At 63.9% G+C, this 25,110-nt stretch carries 30 protein-coding genes and 1 tRNA gene; 11 read left to right on the top strand and 20 right to left on the bottom strand.

Annotation, left to right across the window (positions count from 1 at the left end; translation table 11 throughout):
- Both A3M7_RS46160 and A3M7_RS0104905 read right to left on the bottom strand, forming a co-directional pair.
- Positions 1-188, bottom strand: a 188-nt coding sequence (locus tag A3M7_RS46160) for a transposase (RefSeq protein ID WP_198033696.1), incomplete at its 3' end; no start/stop codon positions are given.
- Between the two features lie 190 nt (positions 189-378).
- Positions 379-606 (bottom strand): hypothetical protein, encoded by a 228-nt coding sequence (locus A3M7_RS0104905; protein WP_027542918.1) that lies wholly within the window; start codon positions 604-606, stop codon positions 379-381.
- Between the two features lie 260 nt (positions 607-866).
- Between A3M7_RS0104905 and A3M7_RS0104900 the strand changes: the two genes are divergently transcribed.
- From A3M7_RS0104900 to A3M7_RS0104890, 3 genes are all read left to right on the top strand, one after another.
- Complete coding sequence (locus tag A3M7_RS0104900; protein WP_027542917.1) at positions 867-1,586, top strand: outer membrane protein; 720 nt, start codon at positions 867-869, stop codon at positions 1,584-1,586.
- Positions 1,587-1,764: 178 nt separating this feature from the next.
- Positions 1,765-2,862 (top strand): AI-2E family transporter, encoded by a 1,098-nt coding sequence (locus A3M7_RS0104895; RefSeq protein WP_027542916.1) that lies wholly within the window; start codon positions 1,765-1,767, stop codon positions 2,860-2,862.
- A gap of 145 nt (positions 2,863-3,007) precedes the next feature.
- On the top strand, positions 3,008-3,397 hold the full coding sequence (locus A3M7_RS0104890) for an NUDIX hydrolase (RefSeq protein WP_027542915.1): 390 nt from the start codon (positions 3,008-3,010) through the stop codon (positions 3,395-3,397).
- Between the two features lie 149 nt (positions 3,398-3,546).
- Here the strand turns inward: A3M7_RS0104890 and A3M7_RS51195 are convergent, their stop codons facing one another.
- Both A3M7_RS51195 and A3M7_RS0104880 read right to left on the bottom strand, forming a co-directional pair.
- Positions 3,547-3,723 (bottom strand): hypothetical protein, encoded by a 177-nt coding sequence (locus tag A3M7_RS51195; RefSeq protein WP_371089943.1) that lies wholly within the window; start codon positions 3,721-3,723, stop codon positions 3,547-3,549.
- A gap of 310 nt (positions 3,724-4,033) precedes the next feature.
- On the bottom strand, positions 4,034-4,273 hold the full coding sequence (locus A3M7_RS0104880) for a hypothetical protein (RefSeq protein WP_027542913.1): 240 nt from the start codon (positions 4,271-4,273) through the stop codon (positions 4,034-4,036).
- 582 nt (positions 4,274-4,855) lie between these two features.
- Between A3M7_RS0104880 and A3M7_RS0104875 the strand changes: the two genes are divergently transcribed.
- Complete coding sequence (locus A3M7_RS0104875) at positions 4,856-7,960, top strand: DEAD/DEAH box helicase (RefSeq protein ID WP_049823217.1); 3,105 nt, start codon at positions 4,856-4,858, stop codon at positions 7,958-7,960.
- Between the two features lie 92 nt (positions 7,961-8,052).
- On the opposite strand, the gene A3M7_RS0104870 is transcribed toward A3M7_RS0104875, so the two are convergent.
- Positions 8,053-8,295 carry a hypothetical protein gene (locus A3M7_RS0104870; RefSeq protein WP_027542912.1) on the bottom strand — a complete coding sequence of 81 codons (243 nt, stop codon included), beginning with the start codon at positions 8,293-8,295 and terminating at the stop codon, positions 8,053-8,055.
- A gap of 127 nt (positions 8,296-8,422) precedes the next feature.
- Positions 8,423-8,593, bottom strand: coding sequence for a hypothetical protein (locus tag A3M7_RS49515; protein WP_198033695.1), 171 nt, complete (start codon positions 8,591-8,593; stop codon positions 8,423-8,425).
- A 275-nt stretch (positions 8,594-8,868) separates the two neighbouring features.
- Between A3M7_RS49515 and A3M7_RS0104860 the strand changes: the two genes are divergently transcribed.
- The gene (locus A3M7_RS0104860) at positions 8,869-9,537 is read left to right on the top strand and encodes a hypothetical protein (RefSeq protein WP_027542911.1); all 669 of its coding nucleotides are present in this window, start codon (positions 8,869-8,871) and stop codon (positions 9,535-9,537) included.
- A 527-nt stretch (positions 9,538-10,064) separates the two neighbouring features.
- Here the strand turns inward: A3M7_RS0104860 and A3M7_RS0104850 are convergent.
- The gene (locus tag A3M7_RS0104850; RefSeq protein WP_371089941.1) at positions 10,065-10,301 is read right to left on the bottom strand and encodes a hypothetical protein; all 237 of its coding nucleotides are present in this window, start codon (positions 10,299-10,301) and stop codon (positions 10,065-10,067) included.
- 71 nt (positions 10,302-10,372) lie between these two features.
- Between A3M7_RS0104850 and A3M7_RS48275 the strand changes: the two genes are divergently transcribed.
- Positions 10,373-10,735 carry a hypothetical protein gene (locus A3M7_RS48275; protein ID WP_156936822.1) on the top strand — a complete coding sequence of 121 codons (363 nt, stop codon included), beginning with the start codon at positions 10,373-10,375 and terminating at the stop codon, positions 10,733-10,735.
- 253 nt (positions 10,736-10,988) lie between these two features.
- Here the strand turns inward: A3M7_RS48275 and A3M7_RS0104840 are convergent, their stop codons facing one another.
- Complete coding sequence (locus A3M7_RS0104840) at positions 10,989-11,336, bottom strand: hypothetical protein (protein WP_027542909.1); 348 nt, start codon at positions 11,334-11,336, stop codon at positions 10,989-10,991.
- Positions 11,337-11,855: 519 nt separating this feature from the next.
- On the opposite strand from A3M7_RS0104840, the gene A3M7_RS0104835 reads away from it, so the two are divergent.
- Both A3M7_RS0104835 and A3M7_RS46155 read left to right on the top strand, forming a co-directional pair.
- The gene (locus A3M7_RS0104835; protein WP_156936820.1) at positions 11,856-12,485 is read left to right on the top strand and encodes a hypothetical protein; all 630 of its coding nucleotides are present in this window, start codon (positions 11,856-11,858) and stop codon (positions 12,483-12,485) included.
- 180 nt (positions 12,486-12,665) lie between these two features.
- Entirely contained in the window at positions 12,666-12,902 is a 237-nt protein-coding gene (locus A3M7_RS46155; RefSeq protein ID WP_084301668.1) for a hypothetical protein, read from the top strand.
- A gap of 14 nt (positions 12,903-12,916) precedes the next feature.
- On the opposite strand, the gene A3M7_RS49510 is transcribed toward A3M7_RS46155, so the two are convergent.
- The 8 genes from A3M7_RS49510 to A3M7_RS0104800 all read right to left on the bottom strand — a co-directional run bounded on the left by A3M7_RS49510 (position 12,917) and on the right by A3M7_RS0104800 (position 18,210).
- Positions 12,917-13,063 carry a hypothetical protein gene (locus tag A3M7_RS49510; RefSeq protein WP_198033694.1) on the bottom strand — a complete coding sequence of 49 codons (147 nt, stop codon included), beginning with the start codon at positions 13,061-13,063 and terminating at the stop codon, positions 12,917-12,919.
- On the bottom strand, positions 13,060-13,215 hold the full coding sequence (locus A3M7_RS51190; protein ID WP_371089938.1) for a hypothetical protein: 156 nt from the start codon (positions 13,213-13,215) through the stop codon (positions 13,060-13,062). The genes A3M7_RS49510 and A3M7_RS51190 overlap by 4 nt, the downstream gene beginning before the upstream one ends.
- Positions 13,203-13,352 (bottom strand): hypothetical protein, encoded by a 150-nt coding sequence (locus tag A3M7_RS51185; RefSeq protein ID WP_371089936.1) that lies wholly within the window; start codon positions 13,350-13,352, stop codon positions 13,203-13,205. The genes A3M7_RS51190 and A3M7_RS51185 overlap by 13 nt, the downstream gene beginning before the upstream one ends.
- Positions 13,352-13,531: a hypothetical protein gene (locus A3M7_RS0104820; protein ID WP_027542907.1), complete on the bottom strand. Its 180-nt coding sequence runs from the start codon at positions 13,529-13,531 to the stop codon at positions 13,352-13,354. The genes A3M7_RS51185 and A3M7_RS0104820 overlap by 1 nt, the downstream gene beginning before the upstream one ends.
- 171 nt (positions 13,532-13,702) lie before the next feature.
- Positions 13,703-13,981, bottom strand: coding sequence for a hypothetical protein (locus A3M7_RS0104815; protein WP_027542906.1), 279 nt, complete (start codon positions 13,979-13,981; stop codon positions 13,703-13,705).
- Positions 13,982-14,324: 343 nt separating this feature from the next.
- Positions 14,325-14,400 (bottom strand) — tRNA-Lys (locus tag A3M7_RS0104810).
- Positions 14,401-14,726: 326 nt separating this feature from the next.
- Positions 14,727-17,396: a glycosyltransferase gene (locus A3M7_RS0104805; RefSeq protein WP_027542905.1), complete on the bottom strand. Its 2,670-nt coding sequence runs from the start codon at positions 17,394-17,396 to the stop codon at positions 14,727-14,729.
- A 217-nt stretch (positions 17,397-17,613) separates the two neighbouring features.
- Positions 17,614-18,210, bottom strand: a complete 597-nt coding sequence (locus A3M7_RS0104800) for a hypothetical protein (protein ID WP_027542904.1) — start codon at positions 18,208-18,210, stop codon at positions 17,614-17,616.
- Between the two features lie 329 nt (positions 18,211-18,539).
- Here A3M7_RS0104800 and A3M7_RS0104795 point away from each other — a divergent pair, with 329 nt between their 5' ends.
- Positions 18,540-20,099 (top strand): beta-1,6-glucan synthase, encoded by a 1,560-nt coding sequence (locus tag A3M7_RS0104795; protein ID WP_027542903.1) that lies wholly within the window; start codon positions 18,540-18,542, stop codon positions 20,097-20,099.
- On the opposite strand, the gene A3M7_RS0104790 is transcribed toward A3M7_RS0104795, so the two are convergent.
- Positions 20,059-20,439 carry a hypothetical protein gene (locus tag A3M7_RS0104790; RefSeq protein ID WP_027542902.1) on the bottom strand — a complete coding sequence of 127 codons (381 nt, stop codon included), beginning with the start codon at positions 20,437-20,439 and terminating at the stop codon, positions 20,059-20,061. The genes A3M7_RS0104795 and A3M7_RS0104790 overlap by 41 nt on opposite strands.
- Positions 20,440-20,597: 158 nt before the next feature.
- Positions 20,598-21,974 (bottom strand): hypothetical protein, encoded by a 1,377-nt coding sequence (locus tag A3M7_RS0104785; protein WP_027542901.1) that lies wholly within the window; start codon positions 21,972-21,974, stop codon positions 20,598-20,600.
- Between the two features lie 173 nt (positions 21,975-22,147).
- On the opposite strand from A3M7_RS0104785, the gene glmU reads away from it, so the two are divergent.
- Together glmU and A3M7_RS48270 are read left to right on the top strand one after the other, a co-directional pair.
- A complete protein-coding gene (glmU, locus tag A3M7_RS0104780; RefSeq protein ID WP_027542900.1) occupies positions 22,148-23,503 on the top strand; it encodes a bifunctional UDP-N-acetylglucosamine diphosphorylase/glucosamine-1-phosphate N-acetyltransferase GlmU in 1,356 nt (451 codons plus the stop codon).
- 47 nt (positions 23,504-23,550) lie between these two features.
- Positions 23,551-23,727 carry a hypothetical protein gene (locus tag A3M7_RS48270; protein ID WP_156936819.1) on the top strand — a complete coding sequence of 59 codons (177 nt, stop codon included), beginning with the start codon at positions 23,551-23,553 and terminating at the stop codon, positions 23,725-23,727.
- Between the two features lie 9 nt (positions 23,728-23,736).
- Here A3M7_RS48270 and A3M7_RS0104770 read toward each other — a convergent pair whose 3' ends face one another.
- Together A3M7_RS0104770 and A3M7_RS0104765 are read right to left on the bottom strand one after the other, a co-directional pair.
- Positions 23,737-23,958: a hypothetical protein gene (locus A3M7_RS0104770; RefSeq protein WP_027542899.1), complete on the bottom strand. Its 222-nt coding sequence runs from the start codon at positions 23,956-23,958 to the stop codon at positions 23,737-23,739.
- A gap of 330 nt (positions 23,959-24,288) precedes the next feature.
- Positions 24,289-24,795 (bottom strand): GDSL-type esterase/lipase family protein, encoded by a 507-nt coding sequence (locus tag A3M7_RS0104765; RefSeq protein ID WP_049823203.1) that lies wholly within the window; start codon positions 24,793-24,795, stop codon positions 24,289-24,291.
- Positions 24,796-25,110 lie beyond the last annotated feature (315 nt).

Genomic DNA, 25,110 nt, shown 5'->3' with positions numbered 1-25,110 from the left:
AGGCGTTCCGCCATCGGCTGAACGCTCTTGCGATCGCCAGGACCGATCAATCCCGCAACATACAGAGGACACATCCGCTGTCGGGTCTTATGACCCAGCCGGTCCAAGAACGGCATCAGCCAGCGTTCGAGTTCGTCTTCCCATCCCGACATGGTCAGCCCTCCAAGAGCCGACCACCCATGAATCATTGAAAAATTGATTCGGGAATCCTATAAAACGCGGCAAAATCAATAATCTGCCAAAGTAGTGCTAGGCCGTGTACCCATAAAATAGTTGCTTGTCCTGTGGTTCGCCTGATGTCGGCTTGTACGCCGACAGCGGCGCAACGGCGGAGGTCCCGGGGGCCATCGGTGACTGTCGCAACCCAGTCGCGCGGGCCTACCACCCAACTCCCGCCCATCGCCGTCCAAACACCGGCGGCTTGGTCTTCACGGCTTGCCAGCCGAAGAAGTGATGCTTGCCGGACCATGCGTGCACCACGCCGCTGCAGATTCTGCACTTGAAGCTGCCGGAATGTGCCTCGCTGTGCTCTTCCCTTGTCGCGGTGTAGTTCATGCTGCAACCCGCGCAGGTGAATTCTTCGGTCGTCCAGATGCTGTTGGCCATTGCAAACTCAGTGTCCCCAGATGCTTGGCGAGAAGGGTACGAGCGAGCCTTTGCACCGGCGTAAACCGGTCGGCGGAAATCCGGTTAATCACCGTTAGCCAAACCCGTCTTCGGACGCGGATCTTGCAGGATTTTCCCGGGTCGCGGAGCGCCGGTCAGTCCAAGTCGCGCCGCCGACGGGTCCAAGCGCGCGCCTGATCCGGCAGCTAGATTTCACCCGGGTCGCCTCGGTCGGAAGGCGCATCAATGGGGGTGAGATCATGGGGACGAAGATCGTTTTGACGGCTGCGCTGTTGTCGCTGGCAACGCCGGCATTCGCCGCGGATATCATCGCGCCCGCGCCGGTGAAGGCGCCGGTGGCGGCTCAAATCTTCAGCTGGACCGGCTTCTACATCGGCGCGCATGGTGGCGGCGCCTGGAGCAAGTGGACCGGCATCGACCCGGCCGATCCGACGGCGACCTGGAGCTCGGTCACGGCCAGCGGCGGCGTGGTCGGTGGCCAGATCGGCGGCAACTACCAGATCAGCAATGTCGTGCTGGGCCTCGAGGGCACCGGCGCCTGGTCCAGCGTCACACTCTCCAGCAACAGCCCGTTCGGCGGCGGCGCCGGCTTCATCTTCTCGTTGAAGAACGACTATATCGCCACGGTGACCGGCCGCTTCGGCGTCGCCTTCGACCGCGTGCTGCTCTATGCCAAGGGCGGTGCAGCCTTCACCCGGGACAAATACTACGTGAACAATGGCCTTGCCGGCGCACTCGCCGGTTCCGCCTCGGGCAGCTTCAACCGCACCGGCTGGCTCGCCGGCGGCGGCGTCGAGTGGATGTTCATGCCGAACTGGTCGGTGAGGGCCGAGTACAACTACATGAGCTTTGGCGCGATCACCGAACAGCCGGTGACGACAGGCAATCTGGTGGCGACGCCCGCCAACGTGAAGCTGAACATCCAGACCGGAACGGTGGGCGTGAACTACCACTTCTAGCCGCGCCGGCATCGCCGCAGGATCAATCGCAGGTCTGGTCAGGCCGCTTCTCCCGGCCATGTGTCCCGGGTACGGGGCCGGGCGCGAGCCCGCCTCGTCTTGACGCCCGGCCCGGGGCTGGCAATAACGGCTTGCCCGTGCAAGAGCCGGAACCCGCGTCGATGCCGCAAGGAAGGTCGTGCCCGTGAAAAGTCTCCGTCAGCTCCTGACGGGAGAGGACATCATCCAGCTCGTGATCCGGCTCGGCCTGCTCGCCCTGCTGATCATCTGGACCTTCCTGATCATCCGCCCGTTCGTGCCGATCCTGGCCTGGAGCGGCGTGCTCGCGGTCGCGTTCTACCCGGCCTTCAGCTGGGTCGCGAAAATCCTCGGCGGGCGGCCCAAGACCGCGGCGGCGATCCTCACCTTGATCACGCTCGGCATCGTCATCGGCCCTGCAACCTGGCTCGGCATCAGCGCGGTGGACGGCGCGCGCGAATTGGCGCACCAGCTCGGTACCGGCGACCTCGCGCTCCAGTCGGCGCCGGAGCAGCTGAAGTCGTGGCCGATCGTCGGCCCGTGGCTCTACGAACTCTGGGACCAGGCCTATACCAACATCCGCGCGGTGCTGCGGGAAGTGGCGCCGTATCTCCAGCCGCTGGCGGGGCCGCTCTTGTCGCTCGCGGGCGATGCCGGCGTCGGCACGCTCCAGTTTCTGGTTTCGGTGTTCGTGGCTGGCTTCCTGTTCCCGCATGGACCGAGGCTGGTTGCAGCCGGCCGCGGCTTCCTGTTTCGCATCGTGCCCGAACAGAGCGAGCATTTCCTGGGGCTCGCCGGCGCGACCATCCGCGCCGTGGCGCAAGGCGTGATCGGCGTCGCGATCGTGCAGGCACTGCTCGCCGGCATCGGCTTCAAGCTCGCGGCCGTGCCGAGCGCCGGCCTTCTCGCCTTCCTCGTGCTGCTGCTCTCGATCGTGCAGATCGGCGCCTTCCTGGTGCTGCTGCCGGTGATCATCTGGATCTGGACCGCCAAGGACGTCACCACGGCGCTGCTGCTCACGGTGTTTCTCGTTCTGGTCGGCTTCATCGACACGATGTTGAAGCCGCTCGTGATGGGGCGTGGCCTGACCACGCCGACCATCGTGATCTTCGTCGGCGTGATCGGCGGCACGCTCGCCCATGGCATCGTCGGCCTGTTCATCGGGCCGATCATCCTGTCGGTGGCCTGGGAGATGATGATGGCCTGGATCAGGACGGAGGACCGGGCGGAGGCGGGCGCGAGGGCGAGCGAAAGCTGATCTCGCGCCCTCGAACGGCGCGATCTGCCCGCCGTGTCGCAGCTGGCCCGACGGCCCGCGGCCTGTGATCAAGGCGCGTCCCGAACTTGTCTATCCGACTAGACAAGTTACGATCAGGACGATTCTATTTTCGATTGCGGCAGTAATGGCGAAGTCTTCCAAGCTGGTCGCCGCCAAGCGCGGCAAGGTATTGTTGGTCAGACGCCGGTCGGACGGCCTGTGGATGTTCCCGGGCGGCCGCAAACGCGCGCGCGAGTCCGAGAAGGACTGCCTGCGGCGGGAGATCAAGGAGGAGCTGCCCGAGCTGAAGCTCGGCAGGATCAGCCTCTGGAAGGAAGTGAAGGCCAGGAACAAGCGCTCCGGCCGCAAGATGAGCGATGCAATCTTCATCGCCAAAGGCGCCAAGGGCAGGCTCGCGATCGGCGACAAGAAGGAGATCGACCGCGCCGCCTGGCAGAAGCCGCGCGGCATCCGCCTGACCCCGACCTCGCGCTATATCCGCGACCGCCTGTTTCCGCGGAAGCGGCAGCGGTAAGCTAAAGCACGATGAGATCAGGTTTGATCGTCGCGGCAACGGAGGTGTGCTCGCTCTCACGCTCTTGTCCGCCGAAGCCTTGGCGAAGGCGGATGCGGGGAGGTCGAACGAGCCAGCGGCCAATCAATTCAACCTATGGCCGTTTCGCTTTAGTCCTCCCGGTCCACCGAACGGCCCCGCCCGGCGAATGATCGCGCCGCGCGCGGCTCCGGCGCGACGCGCCTTGCCGCCTCGGCCTCGCGCTGCTCCTTGCGGGCCTTGCGCGCATTGCGCATCGCGCGCCTGACGAAAGGGTGCTGCGAATCCTCGGCGAAGAACAGCACCACCTCGCAACTCGGACATTGCCTGGAATAGCCGTCCTGCAACCGTCCCGCGCGATCGCGGAACACGGACTTGCAGCGCGTGCACTGAATCTGGACGAAACTCATACGCGACCGACAATGACCGATGGAAATGGATCGTCAGGTGATCGCAAATGTCTGAAGAAAGCCTGAAGGCTTTGGCGGCATTCCGAGAGGTCTCGTCGCAGCCAATGTCGTGCGCACGAACGCGATGCTCGCAAAACGCGGCCAGGCGTCATCGGCCCGTCGCGACTGGCGGCGCGGGAGCTCGTTGGAGCTGTCAATCAGCCAGCCGCTATTGCTTGGCCGCCATCGTGTCCAGGCAATGGTTGAGAAAGGCGGTGCGATCCCTCGGCAGCACCTTCACCAGATCCGCCTTCATCGCGCATTCGCGTTGCCGCAACTGCTCGGCGCGGCGCTTCTCGGCCGCCTCGCGGTATTCAGGGGCAACCTTGTTCGGATCGACCAGCGGCTGTGAGCGGGCGGGGGCCGTCGCAAGGAGGGCGATGGCGGCGATGAAAATGAATGATTTCAAATGAGCCTCCGTAAAATGGGGCATCCTAGCGCGCGGCGTGTGCAGGTTCAAACCGGAGGCGCGGTACCCCGTTCCGCATTGATCGGGCCGCGCCAACAACCAACAAGGCGTGTGAACCAGTTCACACGCGCGCGGCGCATTCGCTGCTATGAAAGCGTCATTGCCTGACCAATTCATATTTTGACGAAACACCCCAGCGTCCAAGCGCTGGGGTTTTTCGTGCCGGCCATGCGAGCAGGGCGCGCTCGATCGCAACAGCCCTTGCATCCAGAGCAGCCGATCCCGCGCCGCGTCGGAAGCGGCGAGTTCCCCGTCCGTAGGGCGATCAACAGCCAAAGATTCGGGAGCGCAATGGCGTCCCAAACGTTGCCACGAGGCGTGCGTTGGCAGGGCAAATCCCATATGCATGGCGGCGAGCAGCGAATCGACAATGCGGCGGCTCGCGTTCGGTGGGTGACAGTTTACGACCAGAGACGGATTCAAGTGAGGCTTACCAAAAAGGCGAAGGCGACCAAGACATCGCCAAAGAAAGGCAAAGGGTCGCAGCGCGCCANGATCTCGTCTTCGTCGCCCCTCGGTTCGATGGCGCTCCATCTGCTTGCGCAATGGAAGCAGTCCGGACGCAGCGGCATCGTTTTTCTCGCCGAGAGCGAGAACAGGGCGGAGCGGCTCGGCAGCGTCATTCACGCGCTCGATCCCTCCTGCGAGGTCCTGGTGTTTCCGCGATTGAACACCTTGCCGTTCGATCAGCTCGAGCCGTCCCACGAACTCGCAGGGCGCAGAGCCTCCGTGCTGCGACGCCTCGCAAAATCCAGGAAGCCGCTCTTTCTGGTCTCGACGGCGGAAGCCGTGATGGAGCGCCTGCCGCCGCCTGCGAGCCTGTCGCGCCTGAGTGTGAGCTTGAAGGTGGGCGGCGCGTTTTCCGAGCGCGACCTGCGCGGACGCCTCGAAGCCCTGGGATACGATCTGGAGGACGAGCCGGACTATCCGGGCGGAGCGCTGTTTCACGGGCAGACCTTCGAGATATTTCCCGCGGGCGCGCTGGGGCCGTTCCGGATCGAGCATTCAGGCCGCGCGATCAGCCGGATCGTGGCGTTCGACCCGAAAGAGCACGACATCATCTTCGAGACCAGCGAGCTTCTCGTCGACCCCATGTCGGAGCGGCTTGGCTTCGCTGGCAAACGCGGCAAGCGCGCGACGCTGTTCGACTATTGCGGGCGCGCCAAGTGGATCGCCGATGCAGGCGTCCCGCTGCACGTCGACGGCTGGCTGAGCACGATCGAGGAGGCCGCGCCTCGTGCGGAGAGAGAGCGAGAATACATCGGACGGCGCGACTGGAAGCAGCTCTCCAGGGGCATGAAGGTGTTGCCGCGGACGGCGTCCTTCCAGCCCATCCCGGAGTTTTCGAAGCTGACTTCCGCCAGGAAGGCGCTTCGTGCCTTCGTCGAGGAGACGCGGCGGGCCGGATCGCGGCTGATCCTGGTCGCGGCGCAGGAGGACGATCTGCGCGTGATGGAGCGGATGAGCGGCGTCAAGGCGCCGCGCTGCGCGGATTGGGACACGGCGGCGCGCGGGCGGGGCGGCGAGGCGGCGCTTCTGGCCGATCTCGATGCGGGTTTCGTCGTGCCGGGGAAAAAGTCTCTCGTTGTCGTGACCGCGTCCGACGTGCTCGGCAGCCGGGCGCATCATCCGCAGCCGATGGCGCGGGCCTGGAGCGCAGCCTTCGACCATGCCGACGTGCCCGAGCAGGGCACGGTGGTCGTGCATCTCCAGCGCGGCCTTGCCGTGCTCGACGGCCTGCAGACCGTGAACACAGGCGGCGGCGCGCTGCGCGAGATGATCCGCCTGGTGTTCGCGGGCGACAACGCGGTTCTCGTGCCGCCGCCCGACCTGGCGCTGATGTGGCCCTACGCGACCGAGCCGGGCAAGCTGGCGCTCGACAAGGCGGACGGCAGCTCCTGGTGGGCCCGCCGCACCGAGGCCGAGCGCGAAATCCAGATCGCCGGCAAGGCGCTGGCCAAGCACATCAGCCAGCGCCGAAGGCGGCGCGCCGAAAAGCTGGTTCCGCCGGGATCGGCCTATGAGAAGTTCGTCGCGCGCTTTCCTTATTTCACGACGATCGACCAGGCCAAGGCGATCCGCGACGTGCTGGATGATCTTGCATCCGGCCATCCGATGGACCGGGTGATCTGCGGCGATGTGGGATTTGGCAAGACCGAGGTGGCGCTACGGGCCGCCGCCGCCGTGGTGCTGTCGGGCAAGCAGGTGGCGATCGCGGTGCCGACGACGGTGCTGGCACGCCAGCACGTCGCAACGTTCCAGAAGCGCTTCGCCCCGTTCGGCATCGAAGTGGGAAACCTGTCGCGGGCGACCTCCGGCGCCGAGCTGCGGGAGACCAAGGAGGGACTGCGCAGCGGCCGGATCAAGGTCGTGGTCGGAACGCAGGCGCTGGGCGCGAAGGACGTGAAGTTCGACGATCTCGGCCTCGTCATCATCGACGAGGAGCAGCATTTTGGCGCGGCGGAGAAGGCCCGGCTTTCCAGCCTTGCAAAAAATGTCCATGTGCTGATGATGAGCGCGACGCCGATCCCGCGGACGCTTGCCGCCGGCCTTGCCGGCTTCCGCGACCTCAGCGTGATCGCCTCGCCACCGGTGCACCGGCTCCCGGTCGCAACCAGGATTGCGCCGCTGTCGGATGCGGCCATTGCGTCGGCGTTGCTGCGCGAGCAGCGGCGCCACGGCCAGAGTTTTCTGATCTGTCCGCGCATCCAGGATCTGGATCCGATGCTGGCGCGGGTGCAGGCGGTGGCCGGCGATCTTCGTATCGTGTGCCTGCACGGCAGATTGGCTGCCGACGAGATCGACGACCGGATGATGAGCTTTGTCGAGGGCAGGGCCGACGTCCTGCTCGCAACCAACATCGTGGAGAGCGGCCTCGACATTCCGCGTGCGAACACCATCGTGGTCTGCTGGCCCGAGAAGTTCGGCCTTGCCCAGCTGCATCAGCTGCGCGGACGGGTCGGCCGTAGCGGCATCCGGGCGTTCGCCCATTTGCTGACCGAGACGAATTCCGGGCAGTCCGAGAAGCGGCTGGCCGTGCTCGAGGAGTTCAGCCGGCCCGGCGCCGGCTTTGCCATCAGCGAGCGCGATCTCGATCTCAGAGGTGCGGGCGACCTGTTTTCCGAGCAGCAATCCGGCCACGTCCAGGTGTTCGGGCCCGTGCTCTACAGCCACCTGCTGAAAATGGCCTCGGAGAAGGTCGATGAGGAGCGGGCCGCGGTGTGGGTGCCCGACCTGAACCTGCCGGTCGCGGACATGCTGCCCGAGACCTATGTGCACTCCGAGCCCGTGCGGCTCGAACTCTATGCGCGCGCCGCAAGATGCGGCAGCGAGGACGACCTCGTCGACCTCGAAGAGGAAACCTCCCGCCGCTTCGGCCCGCTGCCGAAAGTCGCGCGCGATTTCTTCGCCGCAGCGAAGCTCAGGCTCGAATGCAAGCGAAGGGGCATCATCCGGCTCGACGTCGGCCTCGGGGCGGTGGCCGCAACGTTCCTGCCCGGACGGTTGCGGAAGTCGAGAGGAAAGTCACTCCAGCGCGACGGCGATCGCGTGGTCTATCACAGCCAGATGCGCGATGCGCCGTTCGAGCGGGTGGAGGAGTTGTTCGAGGTGCTGGACGAGACGTGAGGGGCGGATGCGCCGGATAAACCTGGCCAAGTGCATTGGGCAAGTGCATCGGCCAAATGAATCAGACAGGTGAATCAGGCAGGCGGAGCCTGTCACTTCGAGGCGTGGTCGATCTTGTGCCCCAGATGCCCGGTGTCGTGATCGCGGCGCAGCTGGCTCAGCGACGTCTCGTTCAGCTGAAGCAGGACCTCGCTGAGCTGGGTCGCATCGGGATAGCCGGCCGCAAAACCCTTTCCGTAGATCTTGCGCAACGTGCCAACCAGCGTGTTGCCGTGCTTCTTGCTGATCCCGCCATCCTTGTCCCGATGGCGAGCGTCCAGGCTCGATTCCTTCATGGGTCTCTCCCTGTGCGGCGTCTTCAGCGCCTGTAGAGAGCGTGCTCCCAAATGGGTCGATTGGCAACGGCGCGGCGCCCGGGCGTTGAGCGCCGGATCGTGCCATCGGGTAGCGAAGGCGGAGTGGCTAGGCGGCCTGCTCCTCAAACGAGGTGTATACCCGGCCGGTCGGATCAACGATCTGGACGTCCCAGCATCCGTCCGCGACAAGCTCTCTGGCCTTCTTGAGGGCGGCCTCGAGTGACAGCCGCTTCAGGCTGACGACGCCTGCCGTGTCGAAACCGTTGATTTCAAACATGCCGCTCCCTCCTGTTTTGGTGAATCTTACACTGTTTGAGGGTGTTGTCTCGCGGCTTTGTGGCGCTTCGAAGCCGGCTGCCCCATTGCTTGTTCCCTCGGATGGACCCCGTAATCGGCCGGGGTGGCCGGGCCTGCCAGCCAGCCCTGCCGCTAACGTGGAATTAATCCAAAAAGCTCACAATTTTAGACAGTTGTGTAGATGGGTGCTGCGTAAAGGAGGCGTCGCGAGGACGTTTCGGCGACGGCTTCCTTTTGCTCGCTCATTTGAGGTCGATACACGTGACCACGACATTCGAAGCGCCAGGCCTCGTCGAACAACTCGATCCTGCAGCACTTGCAGCCGCCGCAGCAGCATCCGAGCCCGCCGCCGCGGAAGCTCCAGTCCCGGTCAGGCGCTCCAGCCGGAAATCGCTCCTGGCATTGTCGATGTGCGCTATCGCCATCAACGGCTCGGCGGCGATCTATACGTCGCCATCCGATTTTTCGTCGCTGAATATCGGCAGTCTGGCCGAGCTGCTTCCGCGCCGGGAGGCTGCCGCGCCAAAGCCGGATCCGGTTGTCGCCGCCTTGAAGGATATCCAGTCGGCCCAGCAGCAACACACGGCTTCGCTGCAGGAGAACAACCAGGCACTGCAGCAAAATGCAGCTCTGCTGCAGCAGGATTCAATGGTGCTCCTGTCGCTGCGACAGAGCATCACGGACGAACGGGTCGATGTGAGGAAGATATCTTCGCAATTGTCCACGCTGATTGCGAAGGTGGACTCGCTGCAAGGTGCAATGATGTCGGACGTCACGTCCTCCATCCGAAGAGCGAATGCCCGCTATGGACTGTCCGCAGCGATGCGCAAACGGATGGTCCGGCAACCGCAATCCGTTGGGCCTGTTTCGGTGGGAGGAGCTCCGCTGAGTACGCCGGCTACGGTTTCGGCTCCGGAGAGCTGAGGATAGGCCAGGCAAGGCGCTTGGGATGACTGACCTTCCAACTCACGCTGGCGGGTCTTCCGGTCATGCCAAGCAGGCCATGATGGCGAGCACGACGTCGGCGCCCAGATCGCCTGAGTACATCGTGAAAAGGATGCCAGCTCCAACAACAACCGCAAGGATTTTGAGAACGATCATTTTGAGATCCCCTCGTGAATGACGGGAGACTGGGCGCGGATTGTTTCCTGAGTGCTTCGCGTGATGCGGTAAACGGTTTCATTCACCGAGACGTTATCCGTGAGGGGCTGCCCGGCTCAGGAGGGCCGCAACAGGGAACCGCTGCGGTCCCTAGCTCGTTCGGTCGTTCGTTGCGCAAGAGTTTGCCGTTCCTGTCCGGAACACTACTGCCAATGTTGGGAAACGAACAGAACGGCGCTCCGAGCTGTGAGTAAGCTCGGACCTGCTTGAGCTTCCCCAAGGTCCAAGCACCCACGGCCCCGGCCTCAACGCCCACCACGACACCCCACGGCCGGGGCCGTTTTTCCCCTCTATCGATATCCCATCGCCGGTGTCGGCAGCCCGTCCCTATTGAAGTCTGGCCGGACGTCAGCGCCGAGCTCGCCGCAGGCAGTGCAGATGAAGCGCCGCTCGATGTCGGACAGCCGCACGTCATCTGGCCAGCGGTTCGCGCTTAGCGCGGTAGAATGTCCGCAGCGGTAGTCAGCGCAATAGATCAGAACGCCTCGGGCGCCCTTCTCACGCATCTCGCCGAAGGTGATCTTCACCGGGCGGCCATCGACGCAGGTTGGAATCGTCCGCTTTATCGGGCGAGGCATCCCGCCAAAAATGGTGCCGCATGCGCGGAGTCAAATTATCGGAAATTCCGGTGACAGTGCACTTAACGGGGCAGAATGCGCATTTGGTTGAGTGCACTGTCACCGTAACTCGGGCGAACGAGCGGGATGAGGATGCGTTACTGAAGACCATCGATCAGCATCCGCGCAAAAGCCGCCGCGATGTCGGCAAGCTGCTCGAGATGAGCGATAGCCGCGTGTACCGGCTCGCGCAAAAGCTGGAGCAACAAAAGCTGATCCGTCCAGAGCGCAGCGGTCGGACGTTGACCGGTGCCGGTGAGCGGGAGCTTAACGCCATGGATTCGCGTGGTTCAGGGGTGAACCAACCACCGCTGCCGCCAGCACGATTTCCAGGTGCAAATTAAGCGAACCAAGGGGTGAACCAAAACCGAACCAAGAGAGGCAAAAACCCCTTGGATATCAGGCTGGTTCACCTGAACCACTCCGTGAACCACGGACGATACGATGGGGGGCATTTATGCCCGATCATCGTCTGGTTCGGTTCACCCATATCCCTATAGGTGAACCAGTGAACCAACGAGCGTAGTCAACACGGGAGTGAACTGGAAAGCGCAGCGACAGGGTCATTTTGCGCCGCCGACGTAGGCTTCACAATCGTTATCGCCGGGCCCAGCCTATCAAGAAGCCAGTGGCCTTGTTTCTGAAGGCAGAAAGGGTAGGAGCCGCGAGCACACCCCGAAGCGGATCCATAATCGCGATGTAGTCGGTATTGTCCCGCTGAATGCCATAAGCGACGACTACATGAGCTGGGTTTTTCCCTTTCATTACTATGTAGACATGGTTCCCGGACGTCGCCACCAGAGGAAACATCTTTTCGTATACATAGTCGAACGTGAGGTCGGCTCTGTCGATTTCCTCGTATTCCATGTTGATCGAGAGGCTGTTTGCTATCTCATCGAAGTACCCAAGATCGAGCGCATTTCCATTACAGTACGTCTGAAACATTTGGATGATTGAGCTATATGACCAACTGACCCCGCGAGTGGCTTCAAGCCAGGAGCTAAGGGCGCAAGCCCAACATACGGGCAGTGAAACTTCGTCGTCGCCAGTTCCTATCGATGGTTGCTTCACAATTCGGGGTTTCGATAGACGATACGTGACCATCTGATACCCTCATTTCCGACAGCATGATCCTTTGCCGGATCAAAGCCTGTGATAATGTGTCTTCATTGTTGCTGCTAAGTTCAAGCGCGCGCAAGAATTGTATTGCGGCCGACCCGTCGCGGGACAGTTGAACCATAAACAATTGCCTGCGTGAGACCCGAAGCCGTTCTTCAATCCGCGCCACTTCTTCGGCGTTGTCGCACTTCGTTTCAATCGCTTTCAAGCGCGCTCACGATATTTAATCACGGGGTCTGAATTTCAACTGCTTGCATTGCTTTGCATATTTGATGTGAAACCGAAATGTCACTTTCGGGGGCCACTTTAGGGCCACATGGCGCAATTCGCGCCGGATTTTTGCAGATGAAAACGGGACCTAAATGCACCGTCTGCGCTCATGACGAGCGTTGGCGGATCGAACTGTTGCGTGCGGGCGGCGCCTCGCTCGACAGCCTGGCTACGAAGTTCGGACTGTCCAAGGACGCGGTCGGGCGACATTGGCACAATCACGTCAGCGCCGACATGAAGGCGTCCTATCTCGTCGGGCCGGCACAACTCGCCGACCTGGCAGCGAAGGCGGCCGACGAGGGCGCGTCGGTGCTCGACCACTTCCGTGCCGTGCGCACCATGCTCATGTCGCAGCTTGCGGCGACCACCGAGGCGGGCGATGCCCGGGGCGCGGCGATCGTGGCCGCTCAGTTGGTCGGCGTGCTGGAAAAGATCGGCAAGGTGACAGGCGAAATCGCCACGATCGCGCAAGGCACCATCAATATTCAGAACAACGTGGCGATCGTGAACAGCCCGCAGTTCGCCAAGGTGCAGGCAGCCATCCTGCGAGCCCTGGCACCCCACGGAACGGCGCGCGCGGCCGTCGTGGCGGCTTTGCACGAACTGGACGCTGACGCCGCTGACGGGGACAGGGCTCCGCTGGTGATCGATGCTGTAGCGCTGCCGCCGCCCCGTCCCGTACCGCTGCCGGAGTCCCGACGATGACCAGCATAGCCGCTGCGCTCGCCCTGGCGGGCCTTTGCAGGCCCAGCAAACTCCCCGTTGACGTGGCCGGCGGAGCTGTCACATTACTTTGACAGACAGGTGCCAATTTTGCAGGCGCTGGGATTTCAGAGCCCAGACCGGAATACGTGGCGAGCGCTGCCAAGCGAATATATTCCGCTTGTGCAGTGTTCAGCATCCTCTCAATTTCGGGAGTTCGGCGTGTTTAATGCTGAAATGACTGCGCTGCTCAGAGCGGTGCTCGAGGAAGTTTGCGAAAATATTCCTGTAAGCGAGACGGGCGCCAGAGCCTACGTTGCTTCGAAGCTGCTCGATGCCGCGGCACATGGACAGCTCTCAACCGACGCGTTGAAAGCGGCGGGTCGCAAGGCCCTGAACCCACCAACGATGTGGCGCTGATTATCCGCTCCACATCACGCGATCACATCGTATTCAAAGGCGACGCCTTCCGGGTCGTTCTCCTCGAACCATCGTTCGGCGGCGTCCACCGTTGCGAAGACCTTGATGTGATCGACGTCGCCGACCTGCTTGGCGGTGTTCACGTAGACGAAGACGGTCATTGATCCCTCTTCAGCTTGCGCCGGCCCCAATGCGGCTCTTTGCCCTTGGGATTGAACTCCGGGACGTGGTGGCGGTTCAATGCCCGCATGACCCCGATACGGGCGAACATCGTCGGGCCGCCACTTTCCGCCACCAGGATCAAGGCTTCCATCGCCGCTTGCCACTCGGATACGGCGTGCCTTTCTTCGGCAGCGTGGCGAGGTACTCGCCGGTGTCGAGCAGCGTCACAAGTACGCGGTCGCCGATCCTGATCGGATCCTCGAAAGGCCGCCCCCAGCCCGCCTTCATCAGGTCCGCTTCACGCTGTCCGCGATTGCGCGTTCAACTTCTGAGGCGAGAACCATCAGGTGATCAGCCAGCCTCGTAAAAAGCTCTCGTTTCTTCGGGTCGGTCGCCAGGTCACGGATGAGGGCGCATTCGGCGGCATCTGTGCGGAGCTTTTCCAACTGAGCCTGCATGTCTTTCATTGCAGCTACTCCGTTCCCTGAGGGGAACCGTACTGCCAAGGTGTGAAAGTGAACAGAGCTGAATGCCGAATTTTCCTAGGCTCGGGTCGCTGGACCTACGCAGTCCAACACCTCCAGCGGCCCGGTCCACACTACCCCCTAAAGCCACGGCCGGGGCCGTCTTTTAAGTGGCTATCGATAGCCCAACCCACCGAAAAGCCCTTTGGCGTTCCGGTTGAAGTCCGGTCGTACGTCGGCGCCACGCCCGCCGCAGGCGGTGCAGACGAAGCGCAGCTCGACATCTGACAGCCGGACATCGTCGGGCCAGCGATCGGCGCTGAGAACAACGTGATGGCCGCAATGGCAATAGACAAGGACGCCGCGCAGGCCCATCTCGCGCATCTCGCCGAAGGTGATCTTCACGGGGCGGCCGTCAATTTGCGCAGGCGTGTGGCGTCGGACACGAGGCACGCCGCGATCAAAGCGGCGTCGCAAGCACGTTGCAAATTATCGATTCCTAGCTGCTCGGAGCGAGCGCCAGCTACTGCCGGTCGTGGGTGTGGTTCAGCCGTCGGCATGCGCAAGAAGACCTCCACCATGAACCAAACGATGGGTGCCCAGATCAGCAATAACAAAGCCCCCATCAACAGCTCTCGGCGCCGCGGCCACAACTCGCGGCCGCTGATGCCGAGGAGCATTCCGAGGATCAGTCCAACGAGTCACAACCGCTCTCCCGTGTGTGCATATTGTGTGCACGCGGGTTTTTGGAGGTTGCAGAAGTAGAACTAAACTGCCCTAAGTAATTGATCTGGCTTGGTGAGCGCGCTGGGGCTCGAACCCAGGACCCCGTGATTAAAAGTCACGTGCTCTACCGGCTGAGCTACGCGCTCCCATGGCCGCTGATGGCTTCAAGAGATTACCATCGTCTTCGGTCATTTCGAGAAGCATGTCTTGCCGCTGCGCTTAAGGTCGCGTCGCGGGGAAAAACCGGCTGTTTCCGGATCATGCTTTCGGCCCGCGCTGTGTAGGGGGATGGGGCGCCGAGGTCAATAGCGCGGGTGGTTGCCGAAACTCTTGGCAGGAGCGGGGATTTGCTCGCTGTGTCCGCAGCTTAAGCCGGAATTTTCAACCCGATTGGCGGCCGCTATCCACGCCGAACAGCGCCGGTGGCTTGCCGGCACCGAGGTTTCCCCCGCGCCGGCAGGCGTTCGTACCGTCAGTTCGCCTCGCGCCGGACCTCATTCGGCACGGCTTGCGACGTGCCGGCGGGGGTCGGCAGTGCGACCGGGCGCAGGCCGATCAGCTCGGCGGTGCGGATCGCGCTGTCGCGCCAGAACTGGAACGAGTTGATGCGGCTGAGCTCGAGGATGGCGATCGCGACCGCGGCCAGGAACGGCAGGCTTTGCAGCACCAGCACGCCGGCGAAGATGTAGATCTCGGTGATCTGCCTGAAACTGTTGGAGGCGATCAGCACGCCGGCGCCGATCAGGAGCAGGGCGCCGATCACGGCCTCCCAGAACGCCTGGAACTCGATCGACATCCTGGACAGGCCGCCCTTGGAGGTGCGCGCGAACGCGATGTGCTCGGTGATCAGTCCCTGCGCCACCGCGCGCGACACCGTCCATTGCACGCTCATCGCCGCGATCATCGCGCCCAGCATCTGGCCGGGTTTGATCGCGACGCGCGCGCGGTACATCGACAGGAAATGCGCCAGCGAAACGACGAAGGCGCCGATGATCGGCAGCGTCAGGATCTTGTCGGGGATGGCGATGTCGGCGAAGGCGACGATCGGCACCCAGACGAGGTTGAGCAGCGCCACGACCACGCCGAGGCTTTCGGCGCCCAGCCAGTTCAGCCAGCCGAGGCCATATTCGCGCTTCTGGTCCGGCGTCAGCCGGCTCCTTCCGGGCAGGAAGTGGCGCCAGTGCTTCTTCACGATCTGGAGGCCGCCATAAGCCCAGCGGTGACGCTGCTTCTTGAAGGCCTCGTAGGTGTCGGGCAGCAGGCCCTGGCCGTAGCGGTGGTTGGTGTAATGCGTGACCCAGCCGAGTTCCTGGATCGCAAGGCCGAGATCCGAGTCCTCGCAGATCGTGTCGCTCGACCAGCCGCCGGCCATGTCCATCGCGGCGCGGCGGATCAGGCACATCGTGCCGTGCACGATGATGGCGTTGGCCTCGTTGCGCTGGACCATGCCGATGTCGAAGAAGCCGGCATATTCGCCGTTCATGATGTAGTGCATGATCGACAGATCGCCGTCGCGATGCTCCTGCGGCGCCTGCACGAGGCCGACGCGCGGGTCGGCGAAGGCCGGCACGAGGTCCTTCAGCCAATCAGGGTCGACGACATAGTCGGCATCGAGGATGCCGATGATCTCGGCATCGACGGCGGTGCGGTCCATCGCGATGCGCAGCGCGCCGGCCTTGAAGCCCTGCACCTTCTCGGCGTTGATGAACTTGAAGCGTTCACCGAGCGCGCGGCAATGGTCCTGGATCGGCTGCCAGAAGGCGGGATCCGGCGTGTTGTTGATGATGACCACGCATTCGTAGTTCGGGTAGTTCAGCCGCGACAGCGCATCGAGCGTCTGCTTGAGCATCTCAACCGGCTCGAAATAAGCGGGGATGTGGATCGAGACCTTCGGGTAGTAATTTTCCGGAACGTTCTCGACCGGCTTGCTCTTGGCGAGCAGCCGCTGCGGCGGCCGGCCGAAGGCCACAGCTGCGATCTCGTCGATGCGCGCCATCGCGATCAGCACCAGCGGAACAAGCAGGATCATGCCGAGCGTCAGCGCGAAGGCCGAGCCGAAGATGAAATAGTGGCCGTTCCAGAACGCGAACACGGTGGCGGCCCAGGCGCCGACGCCGTTGGCGGTCGCCGACAGCAGGAACGCCTGCTTGGCGGTCGGCTGCTGCAGCCGCAGGATCGGCAGCGACAGGAGGACGCCGACCAGCAGCGCGATCGTCATCAGCTTCCAATAGTCAGGATTCTCCACCGGGCCGGTCCAGGCGAATTTCGGCTCGCGGCTGGCGTTGAGGATGCCCCAGTACGGGCCGACGCCGCCTTCGAAGTACTTCCAGGGCTGATCGATCGCCTCGACGATGTTGTATTCCATGCCGATGGCTTCGGCGCGGCTGACGAAGTTGCGCAAGGTCAGCGCCTGCTGGAACGGACCGGGGTCGGCGTTGCGCAAATTATAGCCCGCGCTCGGCCAGCCAAACTCGGCGATCACGATGCGCTTGCCCGGGAACAGGTTGCGCAGCAGGTTGTAGCGGTCGACGGCCTGGTCGACCGCCTGGTCCGAGCGGAAGTTTTCCCAATAGGGCAGCACGTGGGCGGCGATGAAATCGACGTTGGATGCGAGCTCCGGATTATCGCGCCAGATGTTCCAGATCTCGCCGGTGGTCACGGGCACGCGGACCGCGCTCCTGACCCGCTTGATCATCTCGATGAGGTCTTCGACCTTCTGCTCGCCGCGATAGATCACCTCGTTGCCGACGACGACGCCGTTCACGTTGCTGTTCTTGCGGGCAAGCTCGATGGCGGCCTTGATCTCGCGCTCGTTGCGATCCTTGTCCCTGTCGATCCAGGCGCCGACGGTGACCTTGAGGCCGAACTCGGCCGCGATCGGCGGCACCAGCTCCACGCCGCCCGTGGACGAATAGAGGCGGATCGCGCGCGTCATGGTCGACAGCGTCTTCAGGTCGGCGCGGATTTTCTCCACCGTCGGGGTGTTGTCGATGTCGGGGTGGGCCGAGCCTTCGAACGGCGCGTAGGAGACGCTGGGCAGCAGCCCCCTGAAGTCGGGCGCAGGTTCCCTATCGCGCAAGACTCCCCAGATGCCCGCGTGGAGCACTGACACGAGCAACAGAACGGCGGCGACAACGCGCATCGCGGCTAAACCAAAAGGGGCTGAGGTGGCAGGGCAGCGGATCCGACCCCGAGATCCGACCGAGTCCGCGGCAAATGGAGCATACCTCTGCCGCGCGGTTTCACAACTGTCATGGCCTCATGTCCTTACGAGGGCATGGCCTTTTTCGAAAAACGCGCGGCAGTGCCAATCGTTTCTTTGGCCGATCGTTCCTGAACGGAGGCTGAAGCGACCGCTGCTATTTCTGGGGCGCCGGCGTCGGACTTGCCGCAGGCGCGGGGCTCGCGGCGGGCTGTGGTGCCGGCGCATTGCCTGATGTCGGCGCTGCCGGCTGGGAGGCCGCGGCGGCCGCCTGCTGCGGCTGGGAGGCCGGATTGATCCAGCAGGCATGCACACGGCTGTCCAGGGTCTCGGCGACCTTGGGGTCGATCTGGCCGCCGAAGCGGGTCAGGCAGCGGAAGGCGGCCTGGATGTGGCCGCCGGGGCAGCCGAAGCGGTCGTAGAGGTCGAGATGACGGAACGCGGTATCGAGGTCGTCCCGCCACATCAGCCGCACCACGCGCCGGCCGAGCCAGACGCATTCGGGGTTGCCGGCCGGGCCGTTGATGACCTGGGCGGCTTCGGCGAACTCGTCGGTGCGGCGCTGGTTCTGGGCGGCATCCTTGGCGGCAGCGTCGGCGGGCTGGGCGGCGGCCTTGCCTTGATCGGGGGCGGGCGTGCCGCTCTGGGCGGAGGCGCCAGCGAGACCAGCCAGGGCCAGAAGAGAGGAGACGGCCAAGGTGGCGGCGAACTGCCGCAGGACCGCATTTCGTGACTGACGCACCCGTTGCCGCATGAATTCCCCAACTTCTCCGCTGACCGCCCGCGTCAGGATCCCGCGGACGCGCCGGTGATGGCGTCCAAATGGGTCTCCAATGCGGCGGAAAATTCCCGGCGAGTTGCATGACCTGTATTTCGAATTTTGTCCAGCAAAGTCACGATCCTAGGCCTCTGTCGAACGGCCGCAGGCAAATTCCTTGGGGGAGGGAGGGATCCGCTTCGAGCCACCCCCCTTGGCAGACGGCGCGCGAGCAGGTAATCGACGGCGCTTCGCGGAGGACGGAACCGATTTCACTTCGTACGCCACTGGCGCTTCTCCTCGTTTCACTGGGTGCAATTGCTGCCGTGTGGTGGTGGCTGGCCACGCCAATCACGCTCGCGCGCGCCCCGATCGATCCCGCCGACAAGGTTCAGTGCGTCTCCTATGCGCCGTTCCGCGGCGAGCAGTCGCCGCTGGACGCATGGACCCATATCGAGGCCGACCAGATCGAGCAGGACCTGCGCCAGCTCAAGGAGATCACCGACTGCGTCCGCACCTATTCGATGGAGAACGGGCTCGACCAGGTTCCGGCGATCGCCGCCAAGGTCGGCGGGCTCAAGGTGCTCCAGGGCATCTGGCTCTCCAGCAACCGCACCAAGAACTTTGAGCAGGTCGCGCTCGCCGTTCGCCTCACCAAGGAGTTCCCCGACATCATCACCGCGCTCGTCGTCGGCAACGAGGTGCTGCTGCGCGGCGAGATGACGACGGCCGATCTCGTCTCCATCATCCGCTCGGTGAAGCCGCAGGTCCGCGTGCCCGTCACCTATGCCGATGTGTGGGAGTACTGGCTGAAGAACCGCGAAGTCTACGACGCGGTCGACTTCGTCACGATCCATATCCTGCCCTATTGGGAGGATTTCCCGGTGAAGGCGAAATTTGCCAGCGCCCATGTCGAGACGATCCGCGAGCGCATGGCGGTAGCGTTTCCCGGCAAGGAGATCCTGATCGGCGAAACCGGCTGGCCGAGCGAGGGCCGCATGCGCGACGGCGCGCTGCCGTCGCGCACCAACCAGGCGCGCGTCGTCTCGGAAATCCTGAGCCTGGCGAAGGCGCAGAAGTTTCGCGTCAATCTGATCGAGTCCTATGACCAGCCGTGGAAGCGCAAGCTGGAAGGCACCGTCGGCGGCTATTGGGGCCTGTACGACTCGGTGCGGCGGAGCCTGAAATATCCGCCGGGCGAGCCGATCAGCAATTACCCGTACTGGAAATGGTACATGGGCGCGGGCATGGGCCTCAGCGTGCTGGTGTTCGCGGTCGCGCTGATCACGCTGCGCCGGCGGCCCTGGACGCCGCGCTTCTCGGCCTGGCTCGGCGTCGCCATCTCGGCGACGACGGCAGGGACCCTGCTCGGCGTCGGCGCCGACAAGGTGTTTTACGAGAGCTACGGCATCGGCGGCTGGCTGCTGTGGGGCACGCTGCTCGCGGCCGGGATCCTGTCGCCGATCTTCTGCGCGCAGGCGTTGGTGATCGGCCGCAGCCTGCCGACCTTCCTCGACCTGCTCGGCCCGAGCGAGGGACGGAAATGGTCAAAGCTCACCGCCGTGCTCGGCCTGACGCTGGCGGTGGCGGCGGTGATCGCGGCACAGACCGCGCTCGGCTTCGTGTTCGACCCGCGCTACAAGGATTTCCCCTACGCCTCGCTGACGATGGCGGTGGTGCCGTTCGCGATCCTGATGCTGAACCGTCCGCAGATCGGCGTGCGTCCGATCGCGGAATCGGTGTTCGCAGGCGTGCTGGCGCTGTCGGCGGCCTATGTGCTCTTCAACGAAGGCCGCGACAACTGGCAGTCGCTGTGGACCTGCGCGATGTATCTCTTGTTCGCGCTCACGCTGTGGCGGGCGCGGGCCGAGCAAAGCCAAGAATGAGCAGGCCGATCGCCAGGCCCGACAGCACGACATTGTAGAGCACGATGCCGAGGCCGGCGGCGATGATGCCGACGGTGAGCAGCACGATCGACGGCCGCATCAGGTTCAGCGTCGCAACCACCAGCGCGACGATGCCGAACACCGAATTCTTGAACAGCACGGTCGAAACCGAACGCGCCTTGCACATCAGGGTCTGAAGCCCGGCATCGCAGGCGAGCGCGACTTGCGAGAACTCGACCGCGAGATAGCGCACATAGAGCGCGTAGCCGACGGAGATGAAGCCGACGACGATCAGGAACTGCACCTGGTAGGGCGAGAGGCGGAAGGGCTTTTTTGTCATGGGCGCAATATGGTCGGGATGACGGGAGGGGGCAACAGGGGCGACCCAACTTTTCTGTCCATCGCTCGCAAGCCGCTAGACTGGCAGTGCAGTCAGGACCTTTGGCTCGCGTGCTATCTTTGTGGCAGCTAACCGATCCAATCGGCACGCACCATTCGCTAGCGCCTGAAGAACGACGATAACGTCGATCCCGCCGACGCCGTCTCCGGCTTGGCCGGCGCTGCCGGCTGCTGTGCGGCAGGTGCAGGCGCGGGCTCTTCGCGCTTTGATGAGCGCTTCGTGGAATAGCTGCGGCGGCGCTTGTCCGGCTTGGCGGTGGGGGCGGGCGCAGGTGCAGTCTCGGCTTGCGGCGCGGCGTCCGGGTTCTTCTCGGCGTTCTTTTCCTGAACCCTGTCCTGAGACTTTTCTTGTCCCTTCTCCGAACCTCCGCGCATCGACAGCCGCTGGCCGTCGAACACCGTGGTCTCGCAGTGACGGTCGTTCTCGCCGAGGCCCGCGCAGAGCTTTGCGGCGGCGGCGGCGTTGATCAGCGGGCCGGCACCCAGGCGCAGCTGCATGCCAAGGCCGGTGGTGCCTTCCTTGATCATGATGATCGGCCGCAGCGCTGCGATCTCCGGATTGGACTTGGTCACGCCGCGCCAGAGCGCACGCAGGCCGTCGATCGAGTTGGCGCCGCCGAGATCGATCGCGAAGCGCGTCTGCTGAACCACGATCGCGGGAGCCTCGCTTTCGGTTGCCTCCGAAGGCTTGGCCGATGCGGCTGCGACTTCGGTCGGGGCGGGTGTCGGCTCGGTCTTCTTCTCGGCGGTCTTCTCGGTTGTCTTCTCAGCCGTCTCGGGTTGAACCAGTTTCGACGCGGCGGGATCAGGCGGCGCCATGATCGACTTGGAGGGCACCAGCGGAAGCATCGGCAGCGCCGACGTCGTCGCCGGCGACTGCTGCACGAGGGAGGCAGCGGCCGCGCTCTGCGGCGGCGGACTCGACGGCTCCTTTGCGGCGTCCTTTGTCGGCTCCTTCGCCTGGTCCTTCGAAAGTTCCTTGGCCGCTGCCGCGCGCGGCTTGTCGCTGGATGCCACCGGCATCGAGGCGACCGGCGCGATGTTGGGCGCCGCAGGCGGTGCGTCCGGCGCCGGCGTGTCCTGCGGCTTCTGCCTGGCGATGGCGCCGGTGACGGAATCGAGCCCTTGCTCCAGCACGGTGACGCGCGAATAGAGCCGGTCGCGATCGGCATTCAGCGTCTCGACGGCCGCGGCGAGGCGGCGGGCCTCGTTCTGGCTTTCCCTGGTCAGCAACTGGAGCCGGTCGGCCTGGCGCGCTAGATCGGCGGACGCAACCTGGTCGCGCCGCCAGCCGAGCTGAGCCTGGTTGGCTATCACCGCGATGACGACGGCGCCGACGGCCGTAACGCCCCAGGAGCCCAGCCGCCACATCATGCGGCGGTCGAACGTGCTTTCCTCGGCCAAAAGGCCGGAGAACAGCCCGCCAGTCTCCTTGGTGCCGAAGGCATCCGCCAGTGAGTCGGAATCCTTTGCCATGAACGTTAAGTGCCCAGCCCTGTCCGGCTTCCCCGAATCAATCAGGGAACATTAACAGGAAAAGCACCTCGCACTTGAATTCCGGGCGTTTGCGGGGGTAGCAAGGCATGCAGCATGAGGGCGGCCTGCCGCCTGCCGCGCCAGTTGATTCGGCCGTATCTGACAGGATTTCGATGACCGCCCGCTCCAGCCTCACGATCGTGCTCGCCGCTGGCGAAGGCACGCGCATGCGTTCGCGCCTGCCGAAAGTGCTGCATCCCGTCGCCCACCAGACGCTGCTCGCCCATGTGCTCGCCGCCGCACCCAAGGGAACCGATACCGCGCTTGCCGTCGTGGTCGGCCCGGATCATCAGGCGGTGGCCGATGAGGCGAGGCGCATCCGCCCCGATGCGCTCACCTTCGTGCAAGCCGAACGGCTCGGCACCGCGCATGCGGTGCTGGCAGCGCGCGAGGCGATCGCGCGCGGCGTGGACGATCTGCTGGTCGCCTTCGGCGACACGCCGCTGATTTCGGCCGAGACCTTCGCGCGGCTGCGCGCGCCGCTGGCCAACGGCGCCGCGATCGCCGCGCTCGGCTTCCGCGCCGCCGACCCCACCGGCTATGGCCGCTTCATCGTCGAGGGCGACCGCCTGATCGCGATCCGCGAGCAGGCCGATGCCAGCGCGGACGAGCGCAAGATCGATCTGTGCAATGCCGGCGTGATGGCGATCGACGGACGCCGCGCGCTCGCGATCCTCGACAAAATCGGCAATGCGAATTCCAAGGGCGAATATTATCTGACGGATGCGGTCGAGATCGTCCGCGAACAGGGATGGGAGTCCGTGGTGATCGAGACCAGCGAGGACGAGGTGCGCGGCATCAACACCAAGGCGCAGCTCGCGGAAGCCGAAAGCGTGATGCAGGCCCGGTTGCGCAAGGCGGCGATGGAAGCCGGCGTGACGCTGATCGCGCCCGAGACCGTCTATCTGTCCGCCGACACCGTGTTCGGCAAGGACGTCACCATCGAGCCGTTCGTGGTGATCGGCCCCGGCGTCTCGATCGCCGACGGCACGGTGATCCATTCCTTCTCGCACATTGTCGAGACCACGCTCGGCAGGAACGTCTCGATCGGACCCTATGCGCGGCTGCGCCCCGGCACCTCGCTCGGCGACGGTGCGCGGATCGGCAATTTCGTGGAGACCAAGGCGGCGACGCTGGAGGCCGGCGTCAAGGTCAACCATCTCTCCTACATTGGGGACGCCACCGTCGGCGCCAATTCCAACATCGGCGCCGGCACCATCACCTGCAACTACGACGGCTTCAAGAAGCACAAGACGGTGATCGGGCAGGGCGCCTTCGTCGGCACCAACTCTTCGCTGGTGGCACCGGTGAAGATCGGCAACGGCGCCTATATCGGCTCCGGCTCGGTGATCACGAAGGACGTGCCCGACGATGCGATGGCGCTCGAGCGCAACCAGCAGACCATCAGGGAAGGCGGCGCGGCGCGCTATCGCGAGTTGAAGACGGGCGGCAAGAAGCCGGAGAAGTGAGCGGCCGAGTCCCGGCCGTTTTTCTGCGTCTTTAGGGCTGCGCGGTCATGGACGACCACGATGTGTTCGAATTCCTCGTCAAGCACGTCATCGCGCCGCCGGGACGATGGGTGCTGGAGCAGGTCGGCGACCCCGACCCAACCGAGGTCGCATCGCTGGTCACCGGACTGGCGTTCTGGGCGTTCGTCGTTTTGCTCGTATTTGCCCTGGTGCTGGGGTGGTGAGGCACGTCGCTATTCGTCGTCGGCGAATTCGGAGAAGATGGCGCGGGTCAGGCGCCAGCCGCGCGGCTTGGCGCGCTTGACCGGTTCGCCTTCCGGGTGCTTGACGAAGACGGGCTTGCTTTCCTTGCCGCGCTGGGGCGGCGGCCAATGCGCAAGGTGCGTGCCCGAGGTCTCGCTGGCACGCAGATATTTCGACGAGAGACCTTTGCGGTCGGACGAGCCCTTCTTCATGGCCTTGATCTCCAAGCGATGAATCGTTGGCTAAATCTGTTGACACGGAGTTAATGCGCGGGGTCAAAGGCCCGCGAATCCTGGTCGCAGGTCTCAGGCGTTCGCCGTGCGATGCTGTCGTAATCCGCGCGAATTCGGGCAATGACTTTCGGGGAATCGGCCACGGGCCGCAGCTGACAAAGTCCAGCATCATCTAAGGGAGGAGAGGCCGCCCTCAGCCGGCGGCCTCTCGTCGGTCAATGAAAAACCCACCCGATGCGGGGCGGGAGTTCTTGCGCGCGGAATTGCTTCATGTCAGCCGCCAAGGCGCCTGTGCTGGCGTTGCGCGCGCTATTTCACCATTCCGGCTAAGATGGTCGCGACCTTCTGGTTCCCCGCGGCGTTCAAGTGAACGCCGTCGGGAGCCTTCATTCCGGGTTGTCCTCGTACCGAGAGGTAGATCCCCATCGCATCGACGATCTTGATGCCCCGCGCCCTTAGCTGGCTCTTGATGGCAGCGAGATTTGCCGCAGACTGTGCTGCACTCATATTACGCCGTTGATCATTGAACGCGTTGTCAGCCAAGATAACGATCTTGGTTCCCGGCGGGACGGCGCTCGGTACCCGTGCAAGCGTTAAATCGGTGGTTTCAGCGTAGACTCCGGCGTTTATAACCTGGCTCTGCGAGCCCCTTGCACGCAACAAGCCCTCCAACACGGCCGGCCACATTTCAGACTCGGCCACAACGCCACGAACTGCGCTGTGGCCAAGGGCCACGATCTGCGCTGATGCAAAATTTGTTGAAATAAGAACGATGCCGGCGACCGCCAGCAAAAACAGCCGAGCCTTCGAGTTCATGCAGTCTCGCCTCCTTGACTGATCGATATGGACAACGCGGTTTCGATCGCCTCGCCGATCGCAAAATCCTGACGACCTATTCCGCAGCTCAGTAAGAAGGTTACCGACTGGCACCGCCAAGGCCAGGGATGACGATGGCCATCCCGCAGTGTACATTGCCGCAGTCGGGGTCATCTGCTGTCGCCGGCCGCGTGCGGATGGCCGTGCACGGTGGTCCCGCCGCAGCGCGCGGGTCAGCACCGCCCGTCCAATGGCCCGCCGGATCGCGCGGGAATGGTCGAAAATGAGCTATACGGTACCGCGCGCCGCAGGCGG

Source organism: Bradyrhizobium sp. WSM2254 (assembly GCF_000472645.1).
Classification (GTDB): Bacteria; Pseudomonadota; Alphaproteobacteria; order Rhizobiales; family Xanthobacteraceae; genus Bradyrhizobium; species Bradyrhizobium niftali.
The sequence above is the reverse complement of the archived record's forward strand: the minus strand, read 5'-3'. Positions and strand labels throughout refer to the sequence as shown.

Bases quoted from the DNA above. Each gene is read 5' to 3' on its own strand.
- A3M7_RS0104905 (WP_027542918.1), bottom strand. From the start codon at position 606: ATGGCCAACAGCATCTGGACGACCGAAGAATTCACCTGCGCGGGTTGC.
- A3M7_RS0104900 (WP_027542917.1), top strand. From the start codon at position 867: ATGGGGACGAAGATCGTTTTGACGGCTGCGCTGTTGTCGCTGGCAACG.
- A3M7_RS0104890 (WP_027542915.1), top strand. From the start codon at position 3,008: ATGGCGAAGTCTTCCAAGCTGGTCGCCGCCAAGCGCGGCAAGGTATTG.
- A3M7_RS0104875 (WP_049823217.1), top strand. From the start codon at position 4,856: ATGGCGCTCCATCTGCTTGCGCAATGGAAGCAGTCCGGACGCAGCGGC.
- A3M7_RS0104870 (WP_027542912.1), bottom strand. From the start codon at position 8,295: ATGAAGGAATCGAGCCTGGACGCTCGCCATCGGGACAAGGATGGCGGG.
- A3M7_RS49515 (WP_198033695.1), bottom strand. From the start codon at position 8,593: ATGTTTGAAATCAACGGTTTCGACACGGCAGGCGTCGTCAGCCTGAAG.
- A3M7_RS48275 (WP_156936822.1), top strand. From the start codon at position 10,373: ATGCGCGGAGTCAAATTATCGGAAATTCCGGTGACAGTGCACTTAACG.
- A3M7_RS0104840 (WP_027542909.1), bottom strand. From the start codon at position 11,336: ATGTTTCAGACGTACTGTAATGGAAATGCGCTCGATCTTGGGTACTTC.
- A3M7_RS0104835 (WP_156936820.1), top strand. From the start codon at position 11,856: ATGAAAACGGGACCTAAATGCACCGTCTGCGCTCATGACGAGCGTTGG.
- A3M7_RS49510 (WP_198033694.1), bottom strand. From the start codon at position 13,063: ATGACCGTCTTCGTCTACGTGAACACCGCCAAGCAGGTCGGCGACGTC.
- A3M7_RS51190 (WP_371089938.1), bottom strand. From the start codon at position 13,215: ATGGAAGCCTTGATCCTGGTGGCGGAAAGTGGCGGCCCGACGATGTTC.
- A3M7_RS51185 (WP_371089936.1), bottom strand. From the start codon at position 13,352: ATGAAGGCGGGCTGGGGGCGGCCTTTCGAGGATCCGATCAGGATCGGC.
- A3M7_RS0104820 (WP_027542907.1), bottom strand. From the start codon at position 13,531: ATGAAAGACATGCAGGCTCAGTTGGAAAAGCTCCGCACAGATGCCGCC.
- A3M7_RS0104805 (WP_027542905.1), bottom strand. From the start codon at position 17,396: ATGCGCGTTGTCGCCGCCGTTCTGTTGCTCGTGTCAGTGCTCCACGCG.
- A3M7_RS0104800 (WP_027542904.1), bottom strand. From the start codon at position 18,210: ATGCGGCAACGGGTGCGTCAGTCACGAAATGCGGTCCTGCGGCAGTTC.
- A3M7_RS0104790 (WP_027542902.1), bottom strand. From the start codon at position 20,439: ATGACAAAAAAGCCCTTCCGCCTCTCGCCCTACCAGGTGCAGTTCCTG.
- A3M7_RS0104785 (WP_027542901.1), bottom strand. From the start codon at position 21,974: ATGGCAAAGGATTCCGACTCACTGGCGGATGCCTTCGGCACCAAGGAG.
- glmU (WP_027542900.1), top strand. From the start codon at position 22,148: ATGACCGCCCGCTCCAGCCTCACGATCGTGCTCGCCGCTGGCGAAGGC.
- A3M7_RS48270 (WP_156936819.1), top strand. From the start codon at position 23,551: ATGGACGACCACGATGTGTTCGAATTCCTCGTCAAGCACGTCATCGCG.
- A3M7_RS0104770 (WP_027542899.1), bottom strand. From the start codon at position 23,958: ATGAAGAAGGGCTCGTCCGACCGCAAAGGTCTCTCGTCGAAATATCTG.
- A3M7_RS0104765 (WP_049823203.1), bottom strand. From the start codon at position 24,795: ATGAACTCGAAGGCTCGGCTGTTTTTGCTGGCGGTCGCCGGCATCGTT.